The sequence below is a fragment of the Streptomyces sp. GD-15H genome (assembly GCF_045291515.1).
Classification (GTDB): Bacteria; Actinomycetota; Actinomycetes; order Streptomycetales; family Streptomycetaceae; genus Streptomyces.
Genome location: NZ_CP149447.1, coordinates 7329449 through 7349250, shown reverse-complemented (window position 1 = coordinate 7349250; position 19802 = coordinate 7329449). Strand labels below are relative to the sequence as shown.

The following is a 19802-nucleotide window of genomic DNA, read 5'->3' as shown; positions in this document are numbered from 1 at the left end:
CGCCGCCGGGGACGGTGGCCGGCCGCACGCGCCGACGGAGGTCCGCCGGTGCTGGTTACAGTGCCGGTATGAGCAGCAGGCCCGCGCCGTTCGACGAGCTCGACCGGAAGATCGTCACCGCGCTGATGGCGAACGCCCGGTCGTCCTTCGCCGAGATCGGCGCGGCCGTCGGGCTGTCGTCCACGGCGGTCAAGCGCCGGGTGGACCGGCTCCGTGAGACGGGAGTGATCACCGGGTTCACGGCGACGGTGCAACCGTCGGCGCTGGGCTGGCGCACGGAGGCGTACGTCGAGGTGTACTGCGAGGGGGCGGCGCCGCCCCGGCGGCTGGCGGAGGTGGTGCGCAACCATCCGGAGATCGCCGCGGCGATGACGGTGACCGGTGGCGCGGACGCCCTGCTGCATCTGCGGGCACGGGACGTGGAGCACTTCGAGGAGGTGCTGGAGCGGATCCGTGCGGAGCCGTTCATCCGTAAGACGATCAGCGTGATGGTGCTGTCGCACCTGATCCCGGAGAGTCCGGAGGCGGGCGCGAGCCAGCCGGCTCCGCAGGGACCGGGTCAGGACGCAGCAGGCGTGCGCTGAGTAGGGGGAACGCGCAGCATTCCTGCGTGAACACGCAGCTCTCGTTCCTTGTCGCCTGCTCCGGTCGCTTTCTACCGTGGACTCACCCCTGATGACACCGCGTGGAAGCGGAGGCACCCCTCTGTGACCGATTCCCGTGTGCCGTGCCGACGGCGCTATCTCGTCTGCGATCCCGGGCACTTCGCCGTGCGGTACGCGATCAACCCCTGGATGAATCCCGACCGTCCCGTCGACGTCCCCCTGGCTCAGCGGCAGTGGCGGACGCTGGTCGACGCCTACCGCGCCCACGGTCATACCGTGGAGACCGTGCGGCCCGTGCCCGGCCTGCCCGACATGGTGTTCGCCGCGAACGCGGCGGTCGTCGTCGAGGGCCGCGTCCTCGGCTCCCTGTTCCTGGCACCCGAGCGGCGCCCCGAGTCCGTTCCGTACGAGACCTGGTTCAAGGCGGAGGGCTTCGACGTCCACCGTCCCGAGTCGGTGGGCGAGGGCGAGGGGGACCTGGTTCCCGCCGGGCGCTGGATCCTCGCCGGCACCGGCTTCCGTACCACCCGTGAGGCGCATCGGGAGGCGCAGGAGTTCTTCGGCGTGCCCGTGATCAGCCTGACGCTGGTGGATCCGTACTTCTACCACCTGGACATGGCCCTGTTCACGCTGGACGAGGAGAACATCGCGTACTACCCGGAGGCGTTCTCGCCGGGGAGCCGCGAGGTGCTGGCCCGGCTGTATCCGGACGCGGTGATCGCGACCCGTGAGGACGCGATGGCGTTCGGCCTGAACTCCGTCTCCGACGGGCGCCACGTGTTCATCTCCCCCGAGGCGACAGGCCTCGCCGCCCAGCTCACCGACCGCGGCTACGTTCCCGTCCCCGTCGACCTGTCCGAGTTCTACAAGGCAGGCGGCGGGATCAAGTGCTGCACTCAGGAGATCCGCTCATGACCTCTGCCGCCCTTACCCGTTCGTCCGCCGAGCTGATCGGTGCGGAGGCGCCGGTCCTCGCGCACAACTACCATCCGCTGCCCGTGGTCGTCGCGAGCGCGCAGGGCGCGTGGGTGGAGGACGTGGAGGGCCGCCGCTACCTCGACATGCTGGCCGGCTACTCGGCGCTGAACTTCGGCCACCGGCATCCCGCGCTGGTCGAGGCGGCGCACCGTCAACTGGACCGGCTCACGCTCACCTCGCGCGCCTTCCACAACGACCGGCTCGCCGAGTTCGCGGAGCGGCTGACGGCGCTGACCGGGCTGGACATGGTGCTGCCCATGAACACCGGTGCGGAGGCGGTCGAGAGCGCGGTGAAGGTGGCCCGCAAGTGGGCCTACGACGTGAAGGGCGTCCCGGCCGACCGGGCGACGATCGTGGTCGCGGCGGACAACTTCCACGGCCGGACGACGACCATCGTCAGCTTCTCCACGGACGAGACCGCACGCGCCGGTTTCGGGCCCTTCACGCCCGGTTTCCGGATCGTGCCGTACAACGACCTGGCGGCGCTGGAGTCGGCGATCGACGAGACGACGGCCGCGGTGCTGATCGAGCCGATCCAGGGCGAGGCGGGTGTGAACATCCCCGACGACGGCTATCTGGCGGGCGTGCGGGAGCTGACGCGCCGCGCGGGGTGCCTGTTCATCGCGGACGAGATCCAGTCGGGGCTGGGACGCACGGGGCGCACGCTGGCCGTGGAGCACGAGTCGGTCGTCCCGGACATGGTCCTGCTCGGCAAGGCGCTGGGCGGCGGCATCGTCCCGGTGTCGGCGGTGGTGGCCCGGCGTGAGGTGCTCGGAGTGCTGCATCCCGGGGAGCACGGCTCGACCTTCGGCGGCAATCCGCTGGCCGCGGCCGTCGGTACGGCGGTGGTGGAGTTGCTGGAGACGGGCGAGTTCCAGCGCCGGGCGGCGGAACTGGGCGTGGTGCTGCGCGACGGGCTGGAAGCCCTGGTCGGCGAGGGCGTCGTCGGCTTCCGCTCGCGCGGACTGTGGGCGGGCGTCGACGTCGACCCCGTGCTGGGCACCGGCCGGGAGGTGAGCGAGCGTCTGATGCGGGAGGGAATCCTTGTCAAGGACACCCACGGGTCCACCATCCGGCTGGCCCCGCCGCTCACCATCGGGGGCGAGGAGCTCCAAGAGGCACTGGAGACGCTGGGGAAGGTACTGGGCCAGGGCGGCTGACCCGCCCGAACCCCGGCCACCAGCCCGTTCCCGCCTGCCCGACCTGCGTGACCGCTGTCCGGAGGGTGGGAACGGGCGGTTCCCCTCTTCACCCGGGAAGCCCCCTGCCCGGTTCCCGGGTGAAGATGGGAACAAGAGGTGGTAGACCACTCTCAGCGACAGAGAGGTCGGCCGTGGGCGGACACGAGGACGGACACGAGGGGCCGGACGTTGCCCGGCAGGGGTTCGACGTCGCCGACGCCGTTCCCCTGCTGCTCGATCCGCAGGGTGTGGTGACGAACTGGACCGGTCCGGCCGAGCGGCTGCTGGGGTATCCGGCGGCCGAGGCGGTGGGCAGGAAGCTGGCCGAGCTGCTCATCGCCGAGGACGCCGAGCGGGTGCCGGACCTGGTCGGGCGATGCCGGGCGGACGACGGCTGGGCGGGCCTGATGACGGCCCGGCACCGGGACGGACGGCCGGTCCCCGTCATGGTCCGGATCACGCGGACCATGGAGCCGCGGGGTCGCTCGTCCCTGCTGGTGCTGTTGTCGGAGCTGGCCGGTTCCGCCGGCTGGGACATGAGCCGCGTGGTGCTCGAGCAGATGGTCACCGGATCGTCGATCGGGCTCGCGATCGTGGACACGGACCTGCGGTACGTGTGGTCGAACACCGCCCTGGAGCAGTTCGGCGGCCCGGCCCAGGGGCGGCTGGGCCTGCGGTTCGCCGACGTCCAGCCCGGCCTGGACGCCGAGTCCGTCGAGGCGCAGATGCGCCGTGTGTTGGAGACCGGCGAGCCGGTGGTCGGCTACGAGTACGTCGGCCAGGTCCGTTCGGCGCCGCTGCGCGAGACGGCGTACATGCTGTCGTTCACCCGGCTCGACGACGATCGGGGCCGCCCGATGGGCGTCTACTACAGCGTCGTGGACATCACCGAGCGGCACCGCGCCCGCCAGCGGCTCGCCCTGCTCGACCGGGCCGGCGAGCACATCGGCCGCACGCTGGACGTCACGCGCACCGCGCAGGAGCTGGCGGATGTCGCCGTCCCGGAGCTCGCGGACCTCGTGACCGTGGACCTGCTGGAGACGGTGCTGCGGGGCGCCGAGCTCCCGCCCGGACCGCTCACGGAGACGGACAGGGTGTCGTTGCGCCGCGCGGGCCACCGGTCGCTGTACGAGGACCTGCCGCGGAAGATCCGGGAGACAGGCGCGGTGACGAACTTTCTGGCCGGTTCACCGCCGGTCCGCTGTCTGACCACGGGCCGGTCCTGGCGTCAGGAGCAGCTCGACCCACTCGCCACGGAGTGGCTCGAGGGCGTACCGGGCGGCCGGGAGGCCACCTTCCTGGAGCTGGGTCTGCAGAGTGTGATGATCGTGCCGATCCGCGCCCGGGGCATCACCCTGGGTATCACCGGGTTCTTCCGGCGTCGCCGGGACCCCTTCAGCGAGGACGACCTGAACCTGGCCGAGGACCTCGTCTCCCGCGCCGCCGTCTGTCTGGACAACGCCCGGCGCTACACCAGAGAGCGCGACGCGACGCTCGTGCTGCAGCGCAGCCTGCTGCCCCGCCGGCTCCCGGAGCTGGACGCCGTCGAGGTGTCGGCGTGTTACCGCCCGGCCGACGAGCTGACCGGCCTGGGCGGCGACTGGTACGACCTGATCCCGTTGTCGGGTGCCCGGGTCGCCCTCGTCGTCGGTGAGGTCCCCGGCCACGGCATCGACGCCGCCGCGGCGATGGGCCGGCTGCGGACCGCCGTACGGACCCTGGCCGCGCTGGATCTGCCGCCCGAGGAGGTGCTCGCGCATCTCGACGACCTGGTGTCCGGCCCGGCGCGGGACGAGGGCGCCGAGCCGGAGGGGACCTACGGCCAGTCCGTGGGCTCCGGCTGCCTGTACGTCGTCTACGACCCGGTCGACGGCCGGTGCGCGATGGCCGCCGCGGGCCATCCCGTACCCGCCCTGGTGACACCCGACGGCACGGTCGGCTTCGTCGATCTGCTGGTGGGGCCCCCACTCGGCGTGGGCGGCCCGCCGTTCGAGGCGATGGAGCTGTCCCTGGCCGAGGGCAGCACGCTCGCCCTGCACACCGACGGTCTGCTGACCGACACGGAGACCGGTTCGACCGCGGGCGGCCAGGATCGGTTGCTGCAGGCACTGCAGGAGGCCCCGCCCTCGCTGGAAACGCGGTGCCGGGCCGTGGTGGACGCCCTGGTGCCGGTCCGCCCGTACGACGACGTGGCGCTGCTGACGGCCCGTACCCGGCTCCTGGACGCCGACCAGGTGGCGGTCCGGGACCTGCCGGTGGATCCGGCCGTGGTGGCCGAAGCCCGCAGAACGGCCACCCGGCAGCTGGCCCACTGGGGTCTGGACGAGCTGGTCTTCACCACGGAGCTGATCGTCAGCGAACTGGTCACCAACGCCATCCGGCACGCCGTCGGCCCCGTCCGCCTGCGGCTGATCCGGGAGCGCGCGCTGGTCTGCGAAGTGTTCGACGGCGGCGCCACCACACCGCACCTGCGCCACCCCCGTGCCATGGACGAGGGCGGGCGCGGGCTGCTGCTGGTCTCGCAGCTCGCTCAGCGGTGGGGCACCCGTTTCGTTCCCGACGGGAAGGTCATCTGGGCCGAGCAGTCGCTGACCGGACCGGGTGACCTCTCCCTCGAGATGGCCTTCCCCTCGGAATGACGCTCCCGTCGGCACGACGCTCCCGCCGGGAGGGCACCTCCGGCACGTATGCCCCCTATGCCTCCTGAGCAACCTTCCTCCATCATGCCCACTTCGCCCTTATTGTGAATAGCTGACATAATTCCGGCGGTGAGGCGGTGGACATGACACAGACGGCGATCGACTACGCGGCGGCGTACCAGGCCCTGCCCGGCATGGTGGCGCTCCTCACCCCCGATCTGGTGTACGCGGATGTCAACGAGGCGTTCGTCCACGGGACCGGGAGGTCCCGGGAGGAACTGCTGGGCCGCTACGTGTTCGACGTCTTCCCGGACAACCCGAACGACCCGAACTCCTCGGGTGCGCGCAACCTGCACGCCTCACTGGTGCGGGTCGTGGCCACCGGCGAGCGCGACACCATGGCCCTGCAGCGCTACGACGTCGAGAGCCCGGAGCGGCCCGGCGAGTGGGAGGCGCGTTACTGGAGCCCGGTGAACACACCGGTGCTGGGCAGCGACGGCTCCGTGGTCCTGATCGTGCACCGGGTCGAGGAGGTCACCGAGCTGATGCGGGCCCGCAACCGCGCGGGCGTCGACCAGAGCCGGGTCCTGGAGGCCGAACTGTACACGCGCGCCCGCGAGCTGCAGAAGCTCAACAACCGCCTGCGTCAGGCGCACGCCCGGGAGCGGCAGGTGGCGCTGGCACTGCAGAAGTCCATGCTGCCCGCACCCCGGCAGGTGGGCCACCTGGCCGCCGTGCGCTATCGGCCGGCGGTGGGCGCGCTCAACGTCTGCGGGGACTGGTACGACCTGGTCGAGCTGGTGCGCGGCCACCGTATCGGCGTGTCCGTGGGCGACGTGGTCGGGCACGGGCTGGAGGCGGCCGGCGTCATGGGCCAGCTGCGCAGCGCGCTCACCGCCGCCTCCCGAGTCGCGGCGGGGCCCGCCGAGGCGCTGGACATCGTGGCACGCTACGCCCACGTGGTCGACGGCGCCGAGTCGGCGACCGTGGTCACCACCTTCGTCGACTTCGACCGGCACACCATCGCCTACAGCAGCGCCGGTCACCTCCCGCCGGTGCTGGTCCACCCGGACGGGCGGGTGGAGTTCCTCGACCGGGCCACCGACCCCCCACTCGACGCCCGTCCCGAACCGGTTCGCAGACCCGAGGCGACGACCAGGTTCACGCCCGGGGCGACCCTCGTGCTCTACACCGACGGTCTGATCGAACGCCGCCGGGAGGACATCGACACCGGGCTGCTCCGGCTCGCCGAGTCGCTGCGCCGCCACCGGACGCGGGATCCTGAGTCGTTGGCGGACATCGTGCTGCGGGAACTGCTGCCGCCCGGCGGCGCCACCGACGACACCGCGCTGGTCGTCGTCCGGCTGTGATCCGCCGCGAGGCAGCGGTACGGCTCAACCGGTGGGCCGGGCCTCGTCGAGCTGGCCCACCCGGTCCACGTTCCGCCGGTCCTCCGCGTCCTGTCCGGTCACCTCGGCGAACCATGCGTCGAGGATCTCCTTCAGCAGCGGCTCGGACGTCAGCCGCAGGCCGAGCGCCAGCACGTTCGCGTCGTTCCAACGGCGCGCGCCCTCCGCCGTGTAGGCGTCCGTGCACAGGGCGGCCCGTACGCCCGGCACCTTGTTGGCCGCGATCGAGGCACCCGTGCCGGTCCAGCAGCACACCACCGCCTGGTCGGCGGTCCCCTCGGCAACGTCGCGGGCGGCCGCCTCGGAGCAGAACGCCCACCGCGAGTCGCCCCCGGGGCTCAGGGCGCCGTGTACGCGCACCTCGTGGCCGCGCTCGCGCAGTTCGGCGAGCAGGGCCCGGGCGACGGGTTCGTCCATGTCGGAGGAGACGGAAATCCGCATGGGGCGAGCCTACTCGCGCGTGCGGCGACCGGCTCCGGCCGGTCGCCGCACGCGTCCCCGCCGGCACCCCGCTGACGGACGCTCAGCCACCCGGCCCGGCCCCGCCCCCGTCCCGCCGGACAGGGTGCCGGACACCCCCGCCCGGACCTAGACTGGCACCCCCACGCCGTGCCGGTCGATCTGCTGCAGCACGCCGCTGAGCCCGTCTGCCAGAGTCGAGGAGTGCGCCCTTGTTCTACTACCTGCTCAAATACGTGCTGCTGGGCCCGCTGCTGCGACTGGTCTTCCGGCCTCGAATAGAGGGCCTGGAGCATGTGCCGTCGTCCGGTGCCGCCATCATCGCCGGCAACCATCTGTCGTTCTCGGACCACTTCCTGATGCCCGCGATACTCAAGCGGCGCATCACCTTCCTCGCCAAGGCCGAGTACTTCACCGGCCCCGGCATCAAGGGCCGACTGACGGCGTTCTTCTTCCGCAGCGCGGGGCAGATCCCGGTCGACCGCTCCGGCAAGGACGCCGGCCAGGCCGCGATCCGGGAGGGCCTCGGAGTGCTGAGCAAGGGGGAACTGCTCGGTATCTACCCCGAGGGCACCCGGTCGCACGACGGGCGCCTCTACAAGGGCAAGGTCGGGGTCGCGGTGATGGCCCTCAAGGCCGGCATCCCAGTGATTCCCTGCGCGATGATCGGCACCTTCGAGGCGCAGCCGCCCGGTAAGGTCGTCCCCCGCGTCCACCCGGTGGTGATCCGTTTCGGCAAGCCCCTCGACTTCTCGCGCTACGCCGGCATGGAGAACGAGAAGGCGATACTCCGCGCCGTCACCGACGAGATCATGTACACCATCCTGAGCCTGTCCGAGCAGGAGTACGTCGATCAGTACGCGGCCGTCGCCAAGGCTGAGGATGCCGAGCGCACGGCGGCGGAGAAGCGCCGGCTCCCGCGGATGCCGCTGAGCTGACCCGTCCGGCCGGTTCCCCGACCGGCCATCACGTGCCGGGGCTGCTGCCCACCGCCGTCAGCGCCCGCAGGCCGTCGCCCTGAGGGGAACGCCCGAAGGACGCGGCACCCACGACCGAACGAGCCCTGGGCCGTCGCGGAGACCTACGAAGTGGCCGTTCCGCGGTGTTCCGCGGCGATGCCGAAGCGCTGCTGTTCGCGTGGAGCGGACACCGCCTCGTGGACGCCGGCCACCGTGCTGATCACTTGCTCCCCGGCGGGCTCCCGTTGCGCGTCGAGTTCCCGGAGCCGCTCGAGTCGTCGCAGGTCATCGGCGGATACGAGGGCGACGAGGGGCTTTCCGTGCCGGGTCACGACGACGTGCTCACCGCCGTACACCACACGGTTGATCAGGTCGGCGATTTCAGCCCTGGCTCGCGTCACCGGAATCTCGTAGGCCATGCCCCCATCATAACGTCACGTACATCCTGTACATTTTTTACGGACTGCTGCCACGAGGAGGGGTTCCCATGACCCGATCGTCCGCCCGCCACGCGCTGCCCGAGTTCACCGAACACACGGCGTCCGGGCGCCGGAGCACGGATCCGCACTCGAAGCTGATGGAGGAGCGGATCGTCCTCCTCGGGACACCGATCGACGAGACCTCCGCGAACGACGTGATCGCCCAGTTCATGTACCTGGAGCACCGGGACCCCGACCGGGACATCTCCCTCTACGTCAACTCGCCCGGCGGCTCCTTCCACGCCATGTCTGCGATCCACGACACCCTGCGCTACCTCACCTGCGAGGTGGAGACGGTCTGCCTGGGCCAGGCGGCCGGGACAGCCGCGCTGCTGCTGGCCGCCGGGACGCCGGGCAAGCGGTACGTCCTGCCCGGGGCGCGGCTGGTGCTCCGTCAGCCCGCTCTGACGGAGCCGGTGGAGGGTCAGGCGAGCGACCTGGCGGTCCAGGCCGAGGAGCTGACGCGCGTTCGGGCCCGGATCGAGGAGATGCTGGTCCGGCACACCCACCGCACTCCGGAGCAGGCACGGTCGGACATCGAACGGGACACGGTCCTCGACGCCCGGGCGGCGGTGGACTACGGCCTCGCGGACCGGATCATGACCGGCCGCAAGGGCCGGCAGCCCACCCCCGGCAGGAGGTGAGTCGCCGATGCTGCCACCCGAGCTGCCGCCGCTGCCCGCGCTGACCCGCGCCGAGGCCGAGTTGATCGACCGTTACCTCGAGGCCGTCGACCTGCTCGGCCGGATCAACCCGGCTCGCGACGGCGACACCTACCGGGGACTGCGTGCCGCGCAGGCGCTGGTCGGCAGGGCCGTCGCCCTGCGCGACGCGCTGGCCCTGATGCACGGGCGCGGCGAGACCGAACTGCACGCCGCCACCCTGGCCCGTGCGTTGCGGGTGCTGGACGGCGAGCGGCGCACGGCCCGCGTCACCCTGCCACCGGGCTCCGGCAGTTGACGCCCGTACCGGTCCGGGCGGGGCGTGCGCCGGCGCACGTCCGCACCGGAGTTGAAACGGACCAAAAGGCTTACCCCCAAGCGGCGTAGACGCACGACTTCTTTTCGGGCCGCCAAGGTTGCGCACCGCGCGCGCCCCGTTTCGAAACCAAGTATTCCGATGCTGGTCCGGGGCTCCTCGGCACTCTGGACGACAGCCCGGACACAGCGCTGCCCACCCGAACGGATGAGTGGTGAGTAACAACACAAACCACCGGCTCCAGTGGGATTTCGGGCCAACCGTTGCCAAGATCGCTGACTGACGACAAGCCCCCGCCGCCGCGGCGGGGCGATCCGGGCGGACGCCGAGTCCTGCCGCCGCCCGGATGACCGGTCGACAGGAGTGGATCGGCAGGAGTGGAGGACCCGAGCACAACGGGTCGCCGGAGCGGGGATTCCCGTCCCGAGCTGCCCTTGGGGTGAAGCCGCACGTGTGCGGCCGGGCAACTTCGCCAGCCCGAATCCGACAGGTCATCCTTCACAGGCGGCTGACGAAGGGTTGCGCATGACCGCGCTCAATCGTGTCCCGTCTCTCATGGCCCGGGCCGGCACGGCCTCGGCCCTCACCCTCGCCGCCGTGGGCGGCTCGATCGTTGTTCCCGGTGCCGCCTCGGAGGCGACGGCCGCGAGTTCGGCCGTCAAGGCTCTCAACGTCGCGGCGTCCAAGAAGGGGGCGCCCTACCGGTGGGGCGCCACCGGACCGTCCCGCTTCGACTGCTCCGGCCTGACCCTCTACTCGTACAAGAAGGCGGGCAAGCAACTGCCACGCACCGCCGCCCAGCAGTACAACAAGACACGCCAGATCTCGGCCACCCACCGCAAGGTGGGCGATCTGGTGTTCTTCCACTCGGGCCGGAACATCTACCACGTCGGCATCTACGCGGGTCAGGGCAAGATCTGGCACGCCCCGAAGACCGGGGACGTGGTACGCCTGCAGAAGATCTGGACCCGCAGCGTCATGTACGGCCGGGTCAGTTGATCCGCGGGGGCGGCGGCACTTCCCCTGCCGCCGCCCCGCCACCCCGTCGGACAGCCACCGAAGCGGCTGAGGCTGCACCGCTCCGCCGTGCTGTTCCGCTGCGGTCCTCCGCCGTGGCCCCTACGGCTCCTGCTGCCCCGCCGGCGTGACCCGCTCGGCCGGGACGGTCCACGGGAGCACGACGGAGATGGTCTTGCCGCCCTCCCTGGTGGGGCGGACCCTCATCCTGCCCCCGCATTCCGCGGTCAGCCAGCGGATGATGACCAGCCCCCGGCCGTTGTCCTGCTGGACCGCGGCGGGAAGCCACTTGGGGAACCTCGGATGACTGTCGGTGACTCCGACGCGCAACCGCTCGTCGTGGTCGAGGGCGATGTCCACCGTGAACGTGGGTGACTGCCCGAAGGTGTGCTGCACGGCGTTGGTGGCCAGTTCGGACACGATCAGCCGGATGGTGTCGGAGACTTCCGTGTCCGCCGGCATGCCCCACTCCGCCAGCGTGCCCACCACATGGGCGCGCGCGGCGGAAACCGAGGCTGGATCGCTCGGCAGAGTGATGGATGCTTCCAGATGGTCTGCCATGGCGACGTCGTCCCTTTCCCCCGGGCCCGCAGTCCGACACGGAGCGGCCGATTCGAGTACGGTCCCGCACTGGTACTTCGTCGCCAGACTGCCATCCGCACAGGGCGTGGGCGACGATACGGCCAAGATATGCATATATCTGTCGCTCAAAGCGGTGAACTCTGCGACGAGAGACCGTATTCGGGTGGCTCGTAGGGAGTAAGGGGGAAACCATGCAGCACGGTCCCGCGGTGCGCCGCCGGAAACTGGGCGCCGAACTGCGCTCGCTGCGCACGTCGGCGGGGTTCACGAGTGGTGAGGCGGCCCGGCTGGTGGGCTGGCACCAGTCGAAGGTGAGTCGGATCGAGACGGGCACGAGCGGGGTGAAACCGGCCGATGTGCGGTTACTGCTCGACGCCTACGGCCTGACCGATCGCCAGTTGCGAGAGCTGCTGCTGGTGCTGGCGGGATCCGACGACAGCGGCGGACGGCATCACTGGTGGCACGCGTACCGGGGGGTACTGCCGCCCACCTACCGGGACTTCATCAGCCTGGAGTCCCAGGCCAGTGCGATGCGCACGCTGGAGACCACGGTGGTTCCCGGGCTGTTGCAGACACCCGAGTACGCGCGGGCGGTGACCGAGGCCGCGCTGGAGGGTGCCTCGGAGGAGCGGCTGGACACGCTGGTGGAAGTGCGGCTGGCCCGGCAGGACGTGCTGCGGGCGGAGCCGCCCCTGGAGCTGACCGCCGTCCTGGACGAGGCGGTGCTGCGCCGGGAGGTCGGCGGTCCCGGCGTGATGACCCGGCAGCTGAACCGGCTCGTGGAGGCGGCACGCCTCCCTCAAGTGCGGCTCCAGGTCCTGCCGTTCACGGCCGGGGCGCACATCGGCGTCACCGGGCCTTTCGTAATCTTCTCATTTTCGCGCACTTCTGATCTGGACGTTGTAGTTCTCGACCACTTGACGAGTAGCCTCTATCTCGAGCGGAAAGAAGACCTCCGGGTGTACTCGGAGGCTTTCCACGCCCTTTCGATCCACGCCCTTTCGCCCGAGGACTCGTTGGATTTCATCGCCGGGACAGCTGCCGGCGTGTGAGGAGGCACGATGTTCGCACCGCCTCGGACCCTTCCCTCAAGCACCGATCTGCACGGTGTGCGGTGGCTGCGCAGCAGCTACAGCACGGGCGCGAACAACTGCGTCGAGACGGCCCGGCCGGCCACCGGCCCGGGTGCCGGGCTGCTCGCCGTGCGCGATTCCAAGGACCCGGCCGGACCCGCGCTGCTCATCTCCCCCGCGAGCTGGGCGGAGTTCGTGGCCGCGCTCCGCTGACCGGCAGCACCACCGACCCGCCCATCCGTCCGGCACCACCGACCGAACCATCCGTGGTCGAGCGACCCACGGCCGTGCCCCGCCGACTCATGGCCGCGTCTCGTCGACCACCTGTACAGCGCGTTCGATCTCGGCCCCGGACAGGTCCGCGCGGGCGGTCAGTCTGAGCCGTGAGATGCCGTCGGGCACGGAAGGAGGACGGAAGCAGCCCACGGACAGGCCGGCCGCCCGGCAGTCGGCCGCCCATCGCACGGCCTGCTCCGGGGACGGGGCACGCACGGAGACGACCGCGGCGTCGGGACGTACCGCTCGAAGACCCGCGGTCGTCAGCCGTCCGTGCAGTTCGCGCGCCACCTCGCCCGCCCGTGCGGCACGCCCGGGTTCCCGGCGCAGCAGCCGGAGCGCCGACAGTGCGGCGCCGGCGGCCGCGGGGGCGAGGCCCGTGTCGAAGATGAACGTCCGGGCCACGTTGACCAGATGTTCGACGACCCGCGCCGGGCCGAGCACCGCCCCGCCCTGGCTGCCGAGCGACTTGGACAGCGTGACCGTCGCGACGACGTCGTCGGCGCCGGCGAGTCCGGCCGCGTGCGGGGCGCCGCGCCCTCCGTCGCCGAGCACCCCGAGGCCGTGGGCGTCGTCGAGCACCAGTCCCGCGCCGTGCTCCCGGCACGCCTCGGCCAGCGCGGTGAGCGGGGCGGCGTCCCCGTCGACCGAGAAGACCGTGTCGGACACCACGACGGCCGGTCCGTCGTGCCCGTCCAGCGCCTTGCGCACGGCGTCCGGGTCGCCGTGCGCCGCGATCCGCGTCCCGCCGCGGGCCAGTCGGCAGCCGTCGATCAGCGAGGCGTGGTTGCCCGCGTCGGACACGATCAGCGAACCGTGCGGGGCCAGCGCGGTGACGGCGGCGAGGTTGGCCGCGTAGCCGGAGGAGAAGACGAGGGCCGCCTCGAAGCCGCAGAAGTCCGCCAGTTCGCTTTCCAGCGCGGTGTGCAGTTCGGTGGTGCCGGTGACGAGCCGGGACCCGGTCGCCCCGCCGCCCCAGGTCCGCGCGGCCCGTGCCGCGCCCTCGGTGACCTCCGGATGGCGGGCCAGACCCAGGTAGTCGTTGCTCGCCAGATCGAGGAGCGGCGCGTCGGCGGCCCGTGGGCGCAGGGTCCGTACGAGTCCGGCCCGGCGCCGCAGCTCCGCCTGTTCGCCGATCCACCCGAACGCCATCGGTCCTCCGGTGCTTTTGTAGGCAATGCACAGACCTTAGCGGGACCACCTGCGGACCATCGTGTGGCCATGCCCACACCCGGAAGCGCCTCTGTTGTACGAACCCTCCTTGGCCACGGCGGCCGAATAGGACAGGATCGGCTCTCATGGACCTGCTGAACACGCTGGTGGACAAGGGGCTTCGGCGCGAGACGCCGACCCGTGAGGAAGCGCTGGCCGTCCTCGGGACGTCCGACGACGACCTGCTCGACGTGGTGGCCGCGGCCGGGAAGGTGCGGCGGCACTGGTTCGGCCGACGGGTGAAACTCAACTATCTGGTCAACCTCAAGTCGGGCCTGTGCCCGGAGGACTGCTCCTACTGTTCCCAGCGGCTCGGTTCCAAGGCCGACATCCTCAAGTACACCTGGCTCAAGCCCGAGCAGGCCTCGGAGGCGGCCGCGGCCGGGCTGGCGGGCGGCGCCAAGCGGGTGTGCCTGGTGGCCAGCGGCCGGGGTCCGACCGACCGTGACGTGGACCGGGTCTCCGACACCATCAAGGCGATCAAGGAGGGCAACGAGGGCGTCGAGGTGTGCGCCTGCCTCGGTCTGCTTTCCGACGGCCAGGCGGAGCGGCTGCGCGAGGCGGGGGCGGACGCCTACAACCACAACCTCAACACCTCCGAGGCCACCTACGGGGACATCACCACGACGCACACGTACGCCGACCGGGTGGACACCGTGCACAAGGCGCACGCGGCCGGCCTGTCCGCCTGCTCCGGGCTGATCGCCGGCATGGGTGAGAGCGACACGGATCTGGTCGACGTGGTGTTCTCGCTGCGCGAACTGGACCCCGACTCGGTGCCGGTGAACTTCCTGATCCCGTTCGAGGGCACACCGCTCGCCGAGGAGTGGAACCTCACCCCACAGCGGTGCCTCAGGATCCTGGCGATGGTGCGGTTCGTGTGCCCGGACGTCGAGGTGCGGATCGCGGGCGGCCGGGAGGTGCACCTGCGCACGATGCAGCCGCTCGCGCTGCACCTGGCCAACTCGATCTTCCTCGGCGACTACCTCACCAGCGAGGGCCAGGCGGGACGGGCCGACCTGGAGATGATCGCGGACGCCGGGTTCGAGGTGGAGGGCACCGACCAGGTGACCCTGCCCGGGCACCGGGTGGGCGGGTGCGGGTCGCACGACGACGGCGGGGTCTGCGGTACGGCACCCTCGGGTGCGGGAGCTTGCGCGGAGGCGTCGTCCTCCGGCGGGTGTGCGGGTGCGGAGGCGTCCTCGGGTGCGGAGACGGTCGCGGGTGCGGAGACGGTCGCAGAGGCGGCCGGCCGGGCCGACGGGCCGCGTACCGATCTCGTCGCGGTCCGCCGCCGGGGTGCCGGAACGGATCTCGCTCCCAATGCCTGAGCGGTCCGTCCCCGAGCTGCTCGAGCTGGACCGGCGGCACGTCTGGCATCCGTACGGGCCCATGCCGGGGCGCGGGGAGCCGCTGGTCGTGGAGTCGGCGAGCGGGGTGCGGCTCAGGCTCGCCAACGGTTCGGGCGAACTGGTCGACGGGATGGCGTCCTGGTGGTCGGCGATCCACGGCTTCAACCACCCGGTGCTGAACGAGGCCGCCCGTGAGCAGCTCGCGCGGATGAGTCATGTGATGTTCGGCGGCCTCACGCACGAGCCCGCCGTCCGGCTGGCGAAGCTCCTTGTCGACATGTCGCCCGACGGACTGGAGCATGTCTTCCTCGCCGACTCCGGCTCGGTGTCCGTCGAGGTCGCCATCAAGATGTGCCTGCAGTACTGGCGTTCGCTCGGGCGGCCCGAGAAGCGGCGGCTGCTGACCTGGCGGGGCGGCTACCACGGCGACACCTGGCAGCCGATGTCGGTCTGCGATCCCGAGGGCGGGATGCACGAGCTGTGGGCCGGGGTCCTGCCGAAGCAGGTGTTCGCCGAGGCCCCGCCCGCGGAGTACGAGGAGGCGTACGCCGGCCGTCTGCGGGATCTGATCGGACGGCATGCCGGGGAACTGGCCGCGGTGATCGTGGAGCCGGTGGTGCAGGGCGCGGGCGGGATGCGCTTCCACTCCCCCGCGTATCTGCGGGTGCTGCGCGAGGCGTGCGACGCGCACGACGTGCTGCTGGTGTTCGACGAGATCGCGACCGGGTTCGGGCGCACGGGCGCGTTGTTCGCGGCCGGGCACGCGGCGGTGACACCGGACGTGATGTGCGTGGGCAAGGCGCTGACCGGTGGCTATCTGACCATGGCGGCGACGCTGTGCACCGCGCGGGTGGCCGACGGCATCTCGCGCGGCGAGGTACCGGTGCTGGCCCACGGTCCGACCTTCATGGGCAATCCGCTGGCCGCGGCCGTGGCCTGCGCCTCGATCGAGCTGCTGCTCGGACAGGACTGGCTCGCGGAGGTCAAGCGCATCGAGTCGGGCTTGCGAGACGGGCTGAGGCCGGCGGCGGACCTGCCGGGCGTCCGTGACGTGCGGGTTCTCGGCGCCATCGGCGTCGTCCAGCTCGACCACGCCGTGGACATGGAGGCGGCCACGCGGGCCGCGGTGCGCGAGGGTGTGTGGTTGCGGCCGTTCCGCGATCTGATCTACACCATGCCGCCGTACGTCACCGGTGACACGGACGTGGCCCGGATCGCACGTGCGGTGTGCGCGGCGGCTCAGGAAGGGTGACATGCCGGTACTGGTGATCACGGGCACGGGCACCGAGGTCGGCAAGACGGTGGTGACGGCGGCGGTCGCCGCGACCGCCCTGGCGGCGGGCCGGTCGGTGGCTGTGCTGAAGGCGGCGCAGACGGGTGTGGCGCCGGACGAGCCCGGAGACGCCGAGGAGATCACACGGCTCGCCGGTGCCGTCACGGCCACCGAACTCGCCCGGTACCCGGACCCGCTGGCGCCCGCCACCGCCGCCCGCCGGGCCGGCCGGGCGCCGGTGCATCCGCACGACGTGGCCGAGGCGGCCGCCAGGCTGGCCACCGAGCACGACCTGGTGCTGGTGGAGGGCGCCGGCGGACTGCTCGTACGGTTCGACGCGGCCGGCGGGACGCTGGCGGACGCGGCGGTACTGCTGGCGGCGCCGGTGCTGGTGGTGGTGCCGGCGGGCCTGGGCACCCTGAACGTCGCGGAACTGACGGCCTGCCACCTGCGCTCGCGCGGGCTCGAACCGGCGGGCGTGGTGATCGGCAGCTGGCCCGCCCAGCCCGATCTTGCCTCGCGCTGCAACCTGCAGGACCTGCCGGACGTGACGGGGGCCCCGCTGCTGGGCACGGTGCCGGCCGGGGCGGCCGCCCTCGCCCCGGCCGGCTTCCGGGCCTCGGCACCGCACTGGCTGGCGCCCCGGCTGGACGGCACATGGGACGCGGAGGCGTTCCGGGTACGGGAGGCACGCCGGGGGCGGAAGACGTGACGGAGCCCGGGGCGAGAGGTGCGAGGTGGTCTCGCGGGGGACAATCGCGGCAAGGCCAGTCCTTGCGGGCAGAGTCCTCGTCCCCCGGGCTTCTCGGCTTCACCACGGCAGGGAGGTGCCCCATGTCCGCCGGCTCCGCGAAGGTGGCGCGGGATCCCGTGCACCACCCGTTGTTCGCCCGTTGCTACGCCCGGTTCAGTGTCACCGCCGAGACCCGCGGGGGCATGGCCGCGGTGCGCCGGAGGCTGCTCGACGGGCTGTCGGGCCGGGTGATCGAGGTCGGCGCCGGCAACGGCCTCAACTTCGCGCACTATCCGGACACCGTCTCGGAGGTCGTCGCCGTCGAGCCGGAACGGGTACTGCGCCGGCTGGCCGTGGAGGCCGCCCTGCGCGTCCGCGTCCCGGTGGAGGTCGCGCCGGGTGCGGCGGAGGCGCTGCCGGTCAAGAGCGAGGCGTTCGACGCGGCGGTGGTCTCCCTGGTGCTGTGTAGTGTGCGGGACCTGCCGCGGGCGCTCGCGGAACTCAGGCGGGTGCTGCGGCCGGGCGGCGAGGTGCGGTTCTTCGAGCACGGCCGGGGCGGCGGCCAGGTCATGCGCCTCACCCAGCGCGCCCTGGACCGGACGGTGTGGCCGGCGCTCGCCGGTGGCTGCCATGTGGCGCGCGACCCGGTGGGCGCGTTGCGGGAGGCGGGATTCGAACTCGGCCCGTACCGGTGGGTGCTGATGCCGGAGAGCGGCCCGAAGCTGCCGACGTCGTACTGCGTACTGGGCACCGCGTGGCGGCCGGCGACCGATGTGGTGGCCGACGCGTCGCCCGGCCGGAGTTGATCACTCGCTCCAGCGGCGCAGCTCGGCGGCGATGTCGTCCACGGACGCCTCACCGTTCTTGACCAGCCGGGCCAGATCGCGCACCTGCTCCGGCGAGGTGACGACCTTCAGACCGCTGGCGACGAGGTAGGCATACGCGACGGCGGAGGCGAACAGGGCGTTGGAGCGTTCCAGCGCGGGCACGTGGAGCAGCAGTTGGAGCAGCGCGGCGGCACGGGCCTGCGGGCTGCCGTAGACGGGGACGTCGAATATCTCGGCCTCGTGGCGGGCTACGGCGGCGACGAGGGCTCCCCAGTCGGTGACCTGGGGGTCCCCCGGAGTCTGCTGTTCGGCGAGCATCAGCAGCCAGGCGAGGTCGATGCGCAGACCGTCCAAGGGATCAACGGCGACCTTCGCGCGTGCCCTCGGGGTTCTTCTCCCCGCTCTCGGCGTCACCCGCGCGGGCACCGCCCCGTCGAACTCCTCGGCGAAAACGCTTTCGTACTGCCTCATGAAGTCGGCGGCGGCCTCCACGAAGGTGTGGCCGACCTCGCCGGCGTCCTGCCGGACCAGTTCCTCGATGTAGCGGTTGACGCTCATCCCGCGGGCCAGGGCGCGCTCCCGCGCCGCTCGGGCGGTGCCCTCGTCCACGCGTACGTTCAACTGGGTCTTCGCCATACCCCGAAGCTAGCGCCGGAGTGCTAGCACCGGCAAGTGCCGACGCCGGACCGATCGGCCGGGCGCCCCGCCCCTGGAGACCGAGGAGCGTGCTCCTTGCACCGGTATGAGACGGTTTTGCACCCACGGGGGATACTCGGTGTGCCCCTGGTCACACTATCCTCGGGCGCGACAGGCACGACGGGCACAGCCTGATGCCCGCATGCGCAGACTCCACCAGCCCCACATGTCCACCTCTCCAGACGGAGGAGCCGGCCTTGTCCACACCTGCTGCGGAGCACGCCCCCGGCCTCGCGTCGGCCGACGGAATCGCGGCCCGCGCGCGCGGCCTGACCAAGGCGTACGGATCCGGCGAGACGACAGTGCTCGCCCTGGACGCGGTGGACGTGGACATCGTGCGCGGCCGGTTCACCGCGGTGATGGGGCCGTCGGGGTCCGGGAAGTCGACACTGATGCACTGTCTGGCCGGACTCGACACCGTTTCGGCCGGACAGGTGTGGCTCGGCGACACCGAGATCACCGGGTTGAAGGACCGTGAGCTGACCCGCCTGCGCCGGGACCGGATCGGGTTCATGTTCCAGTCGTTCAATCTCATCCCCACTCTGAACGCGCTGGAGAACATCACGCTCCCGATGGACATCGCGGGCCAGAAGCCCGACGAGAAGTGGCTGGACCAGGTCATCGACACACTCGGCCTGCGGGACCGGCTGAAGCACCGCCCGGCACAGCTCTCCGGCGGCCAGCAGCAGCGCGTGGCCTGTGCGCGGGCGCTGGCCTCCCGACCCGAGCTGATCTTCGCGGACGAGCCGACCGGCAACCTCGACTCGCGCGCCGGTCTGGAGGTGCTCGGCTTTCTGCGCGAGGCCGTCGACCGGCTGAACCAGACCGTGGTGATGGTCACGCACGACCCGGGCGCCGCCTCCCACTCAGATCTGGTGCTGTTCCTGGCGGACGGCCGGATCGTCGACGAGATGCGGCGCCCCACGGCGGAGGCGGTGCTGGAGCGGATGAAGCGGTTCGACGTGCTCCGCGCCCAGAGCGACGACGGCGGCCCCGTTCCCGGCCTCGCCTTCGGCCTGGCCGACGACGGGGCCGTGCGGCCCGACGAGTCGATCCCCGGCAAGGGCTGAGACC

General features: G+C 71.7%; 21 protein-coding genes, 1 pseudogene and 1 riboswitch. Of the genes and pseudogenes, 16 read left to right on the top strand and 6 right to left on the bottom strand.

The annotated features are described in order from the left end of the window. Window positions 1-68 precede the first annotated feature (68 nt). The 5 genes from WJ438_RS34695 to WJ438_RS34675 all read left to right on the top strand — a co-directional run bounded on the left by WJ438_RS34695 (window position 69) and on the right by WJ438_RS34675 (window position 6773). Window positions 69-584: an Lrp/AsnC family transcriptional regulator gene (locus tag WJ438_RS34695; protein WP_406728712.1), complete on the top strand. Its 516-nt coding sequence runs from the start codon at window positions 69-71 to the stop codon at window positions 582-584. Window positions 585-707: 123 nt separating this feature from the next. Beyond that, entirely contained in the window at window positions 708-1520 is an 813-nt protein-coding gene (gene ddaH / locus WJ438_RS34690) for a dimethylargininase (protein ID WP_406728711.1), read from the top strand. Next, window positions 1517-2743 carry an ornithine--oxo-acid transaminase gene (gene rocD / locus WJ438_RS34685; protein WP_406728710.1) on the top strand — a complete coding sequence of 409 codons (1227 nt, stop codon included), beginning with the start codon at window positions 1517-1519 and terminating at the stop codon, window positions 2741-2743. The genes ddaH and rocD overlap by 4 nt, the downstream gene beginning before the upstream one ends. Window positions 2744-2916: 173 nt before the next feature. Beyond that, on the top strand, window positions 2917-5403 hold the full coding sequence (locus WJ438_RS34680; RefSeq protein WP_406728709.1) for a SpoIIE family protein phosphatase: 2487 nt from the start codon (window positions 2917-2919) through the stop codon (window positions 5401-5403). Between the two features lie 143 nt (window positions 5404-5546). Next, complete coding sequence (locus WJ438_RS34675) at window positions 5547-6773, top strand: PP2C family protein-serine/threonine phosphatase (RefSeq protein ID WP_406728708.1); 1227 nt, start codon at window positions 5547-5549, stop codon at window positions 6771-6773. 24 nt (window positions 6774-6797) lie between these two features. Here WJ438_RS34675 and WJ438_RS34670 read toward each other — a convergent pair whose 3' ends face one another. Then, window positions 6798-7253, bottom strand: coding sequence for an RpiB/LacA/LacB family sugar-phosphate isomerase (locus tag WJ438_RS34670; RefSeq protein WP_406728707.1), 456 nt, complete (start codon window positions 7251-7253; stop codon window positions 6798-6800). 230 nt (window positions 7254-7483) lie between these two features. Here WJ438_RS34670 and WJ438_RS34665 point away from each other — a divergent pair, with 230 nt between their 5' ends. After that, entirely contained in the window at window positions 7484-8209 is a 726-nt protein-coding gene (locus tag WJ438_RS34665; RefSeq protein ID WP_406728706.1) for a lysophospholipid acyltransferase family protein, read from the top strand. A 143-nt stretch (window positions 8210-8352) separates the two neighbouring features. Here the strand turns inward: WJ438_RS34665 and WJ438_RS34660 are convergent, their stop codons facing one another. Continuing rightward, entirely contained in the window at window positions 8353-8649 is a 297-nt protein-coding gene (locus WJ438_RS34660) for a type II toxin-antitoxin system Phd/YefM family antitoxin (protein ID WP_406728705.1), read from the bottom strand. 68 nt (window positions 8650-8717) lie between these two features. Here WJ438_RS34660 and WJ438_RS34655 point away from each other — a divergent pair, with 68 nt between their 5' ends. The 3 genes from WJ438_RS34655 to WJ438_RS34645 all read left to right on the top strand — a co-directional run bounded on the left by WJ438_RS34655 (window position 8718) and on the right by WJ438_RS34645 (window position 10686). Continuing rightward, window positions 8718-9353, top strand: a complete 636-nt coding sequence (locus WJ438_RS34655; RefSeq protein WP_406728704.1) for an ATP-dependent Clp protease proteolytic subunit — start codon at window positions 8718-8720, stop codon at window positions 9351-9353. A 7-nt stretch (window positions 9354-9360) separates the two neighbouring features. Continuing rightward, window positions 9361-9669, top strand: coding sequence for a hypothetical protein (locus tag WJ438_RS34650; RefSeq protein ID WP_406728703.1), 309 nt, complete (start codon window positions 9361-9363; stop codon window positions 9667-9669). A 331-nt stretch (window positions 9670-10000) separates the two neighbouring features. After that, window positions 10001-10209, top strand: a riboswitch (cyclic di-AMP (ydaO/yuaA leader). Between the two features lie 3 nt (window positions 10210-10212). After that, window positions 10213-10686 carry a C40 family peptidase gene (locus tag WJ438_RS34645; RefSeq protein ID WP_406728702.1) on the top strand — a complete coding sequence of 158 codons (474 nt, stop codon included), beginning with the start codon at window positions 10213-10215 and terminating at the stop codon, window positions 10684-10686. A 120-nt stretch (window positions 10687-10806) separates the two neighbouring features. Here WJ438_RS34645 and WJ438_RS34640 read toward each other — a convergent pair whose 3' ends face one another. Continuing rightward, a complete protein-coding gene (locus WJ438_RS34640) occupies window positions 10807-11265 on the bottom strand; it encodes an ATP-binding protein (RefSeq protein ID WP_406728701.1) in 459 nt (152 codons plus the stop codon). Window positions 11266-11477: 212 nt separating this feature from the next. On the opposite strand from WJ438_RS34640, the gene WJ438_RS34635 reads away from it, so the two are divergent. After that, window positions 11478-12338 carry a helix-turn-helix domain-containing protein gene (locus WJ438_RS34635; protein ID WP_406728700.1) on the top strand — a complete coding sequence of 287 codons (861 nt, stop codon included), beginning with the start codon at window positions 11478-11480 and terminating at the stop codon, window positions 12336-12338. Between the two features lie 9 nt (window positions 12339-12347). Beyond that, window positions 12348-12572 (top strand): DUF397 domain-containing protein, encoded by a 225-nt coding sequence (locus WJ438_RS34630; protein WP_406728699.1) that lies wholly within the window; start codon window positions 12348-12350, stop codon window positions 12570-12572. 87 nt (window positions 12573-12659) lie between these two features. Here WJ438_RS34630 and WJ438_RS34625 read toward each other — a convergent pair whose 3' ends face one another. Beyond that, on the bottom strand, window positions 12660-13787 hold the full coding sequence (locus WJ438_RS34625; RefSeq protein WP_406728698.1) for an 8-amino-7-oxononanoate synthase: 1128 nt from the start codon (window positions 13785-13787) through the stop codon (window positions 12660-12662). A gap of 146 nt (window positions 13788-13933) precedes the next feature. Here WJ438_RS34625 and bioB point away from each other — a divergent pair, with 146 nt between their 5' ends. From bioB to WJ438_RS34605, 4 genes are all read left to right on the top strand, one after another. Further along, entirely contained in the window at window positions 13934-15178 is a 1245-nt protein-coding gene (gene bioB / locus WJ438_RS34620; RefSeq protein WP_406728697.1) for a biotin synthase BioB, read from the top strand. Then, window positions 15171-16451, top strand: coding sequence for an adenosylmethionine--8-amino-7-oxononanoate transaminase (locus WJ438_RS34615; RefSeq protein WP_406728696.1), 1281 nt, complete (start codon window positions 15171-15173; stop codon window positions 16449-16451). The genes bioB and WJ438_RS34615 overlap by 8 nt, the downstream gene beginning before the upstream one ends. Window position 16452: 1 nt before the next feature. Beyond that, window positions 16453-17184: a dethiobiotin synthase gene (gene bioD / locus WJ438_RS34610; RefSeq protein WP_406728695.1), complete on the top strand. Its 732-nt coding sequence runs from the start codon at window positions 16453-16455 to the stop codon at window positions 17182-17184. Window positions 17185-17306: 122 nt separating this feature from the next. After that, window positions 17307-18011, top strand: coding sequence for a class I SAM-dependent methyltransferase (locus tag WJ438_RS34605; protein ID WP_406728694.1), 705 nt, complete (start codon window positions 17307-17309; stop codon window positions 18009-18011). On the opposite strand, the gene WJ438_RS34600 is transcribed toward WJ438_RS34605, so the two are convergent. Further along, entirely contained in the window at window positions 18012-18386 is a 375-nt protein-coding gene (locus WJ438_RS34600; RefSeq protein WP_109380762.1) for a fic family toxin-antitoxin system, toxin component, read from the bottom strand. 39 nt (window positions 18387-18425) lie between these two features. Then, window positions 18426-18668, bottom strand: a pseudogene (locus WJ438_RS34595) (toxin-antitoxin system HicB family antitoxin); the annotation flags it as partial. 257 nt (window positions 18669-18925) lie between these two features. On the opposite strand from WJ438_RS34595, the gene WJ438_RS34590 reads away from it, so the two are divergent. Then, complete coding sequence (locus WJ438_RS34590; protein ID WP_406728693.1) at window positions 18926-19798, top strand: ABC transporter ATP-binding protein; 873 nt, start codon at window positions 18926-18928, stop codon at window positions 19796-19798. Window positions 19799-19802 lie beyond the last annotated feature (4 nt).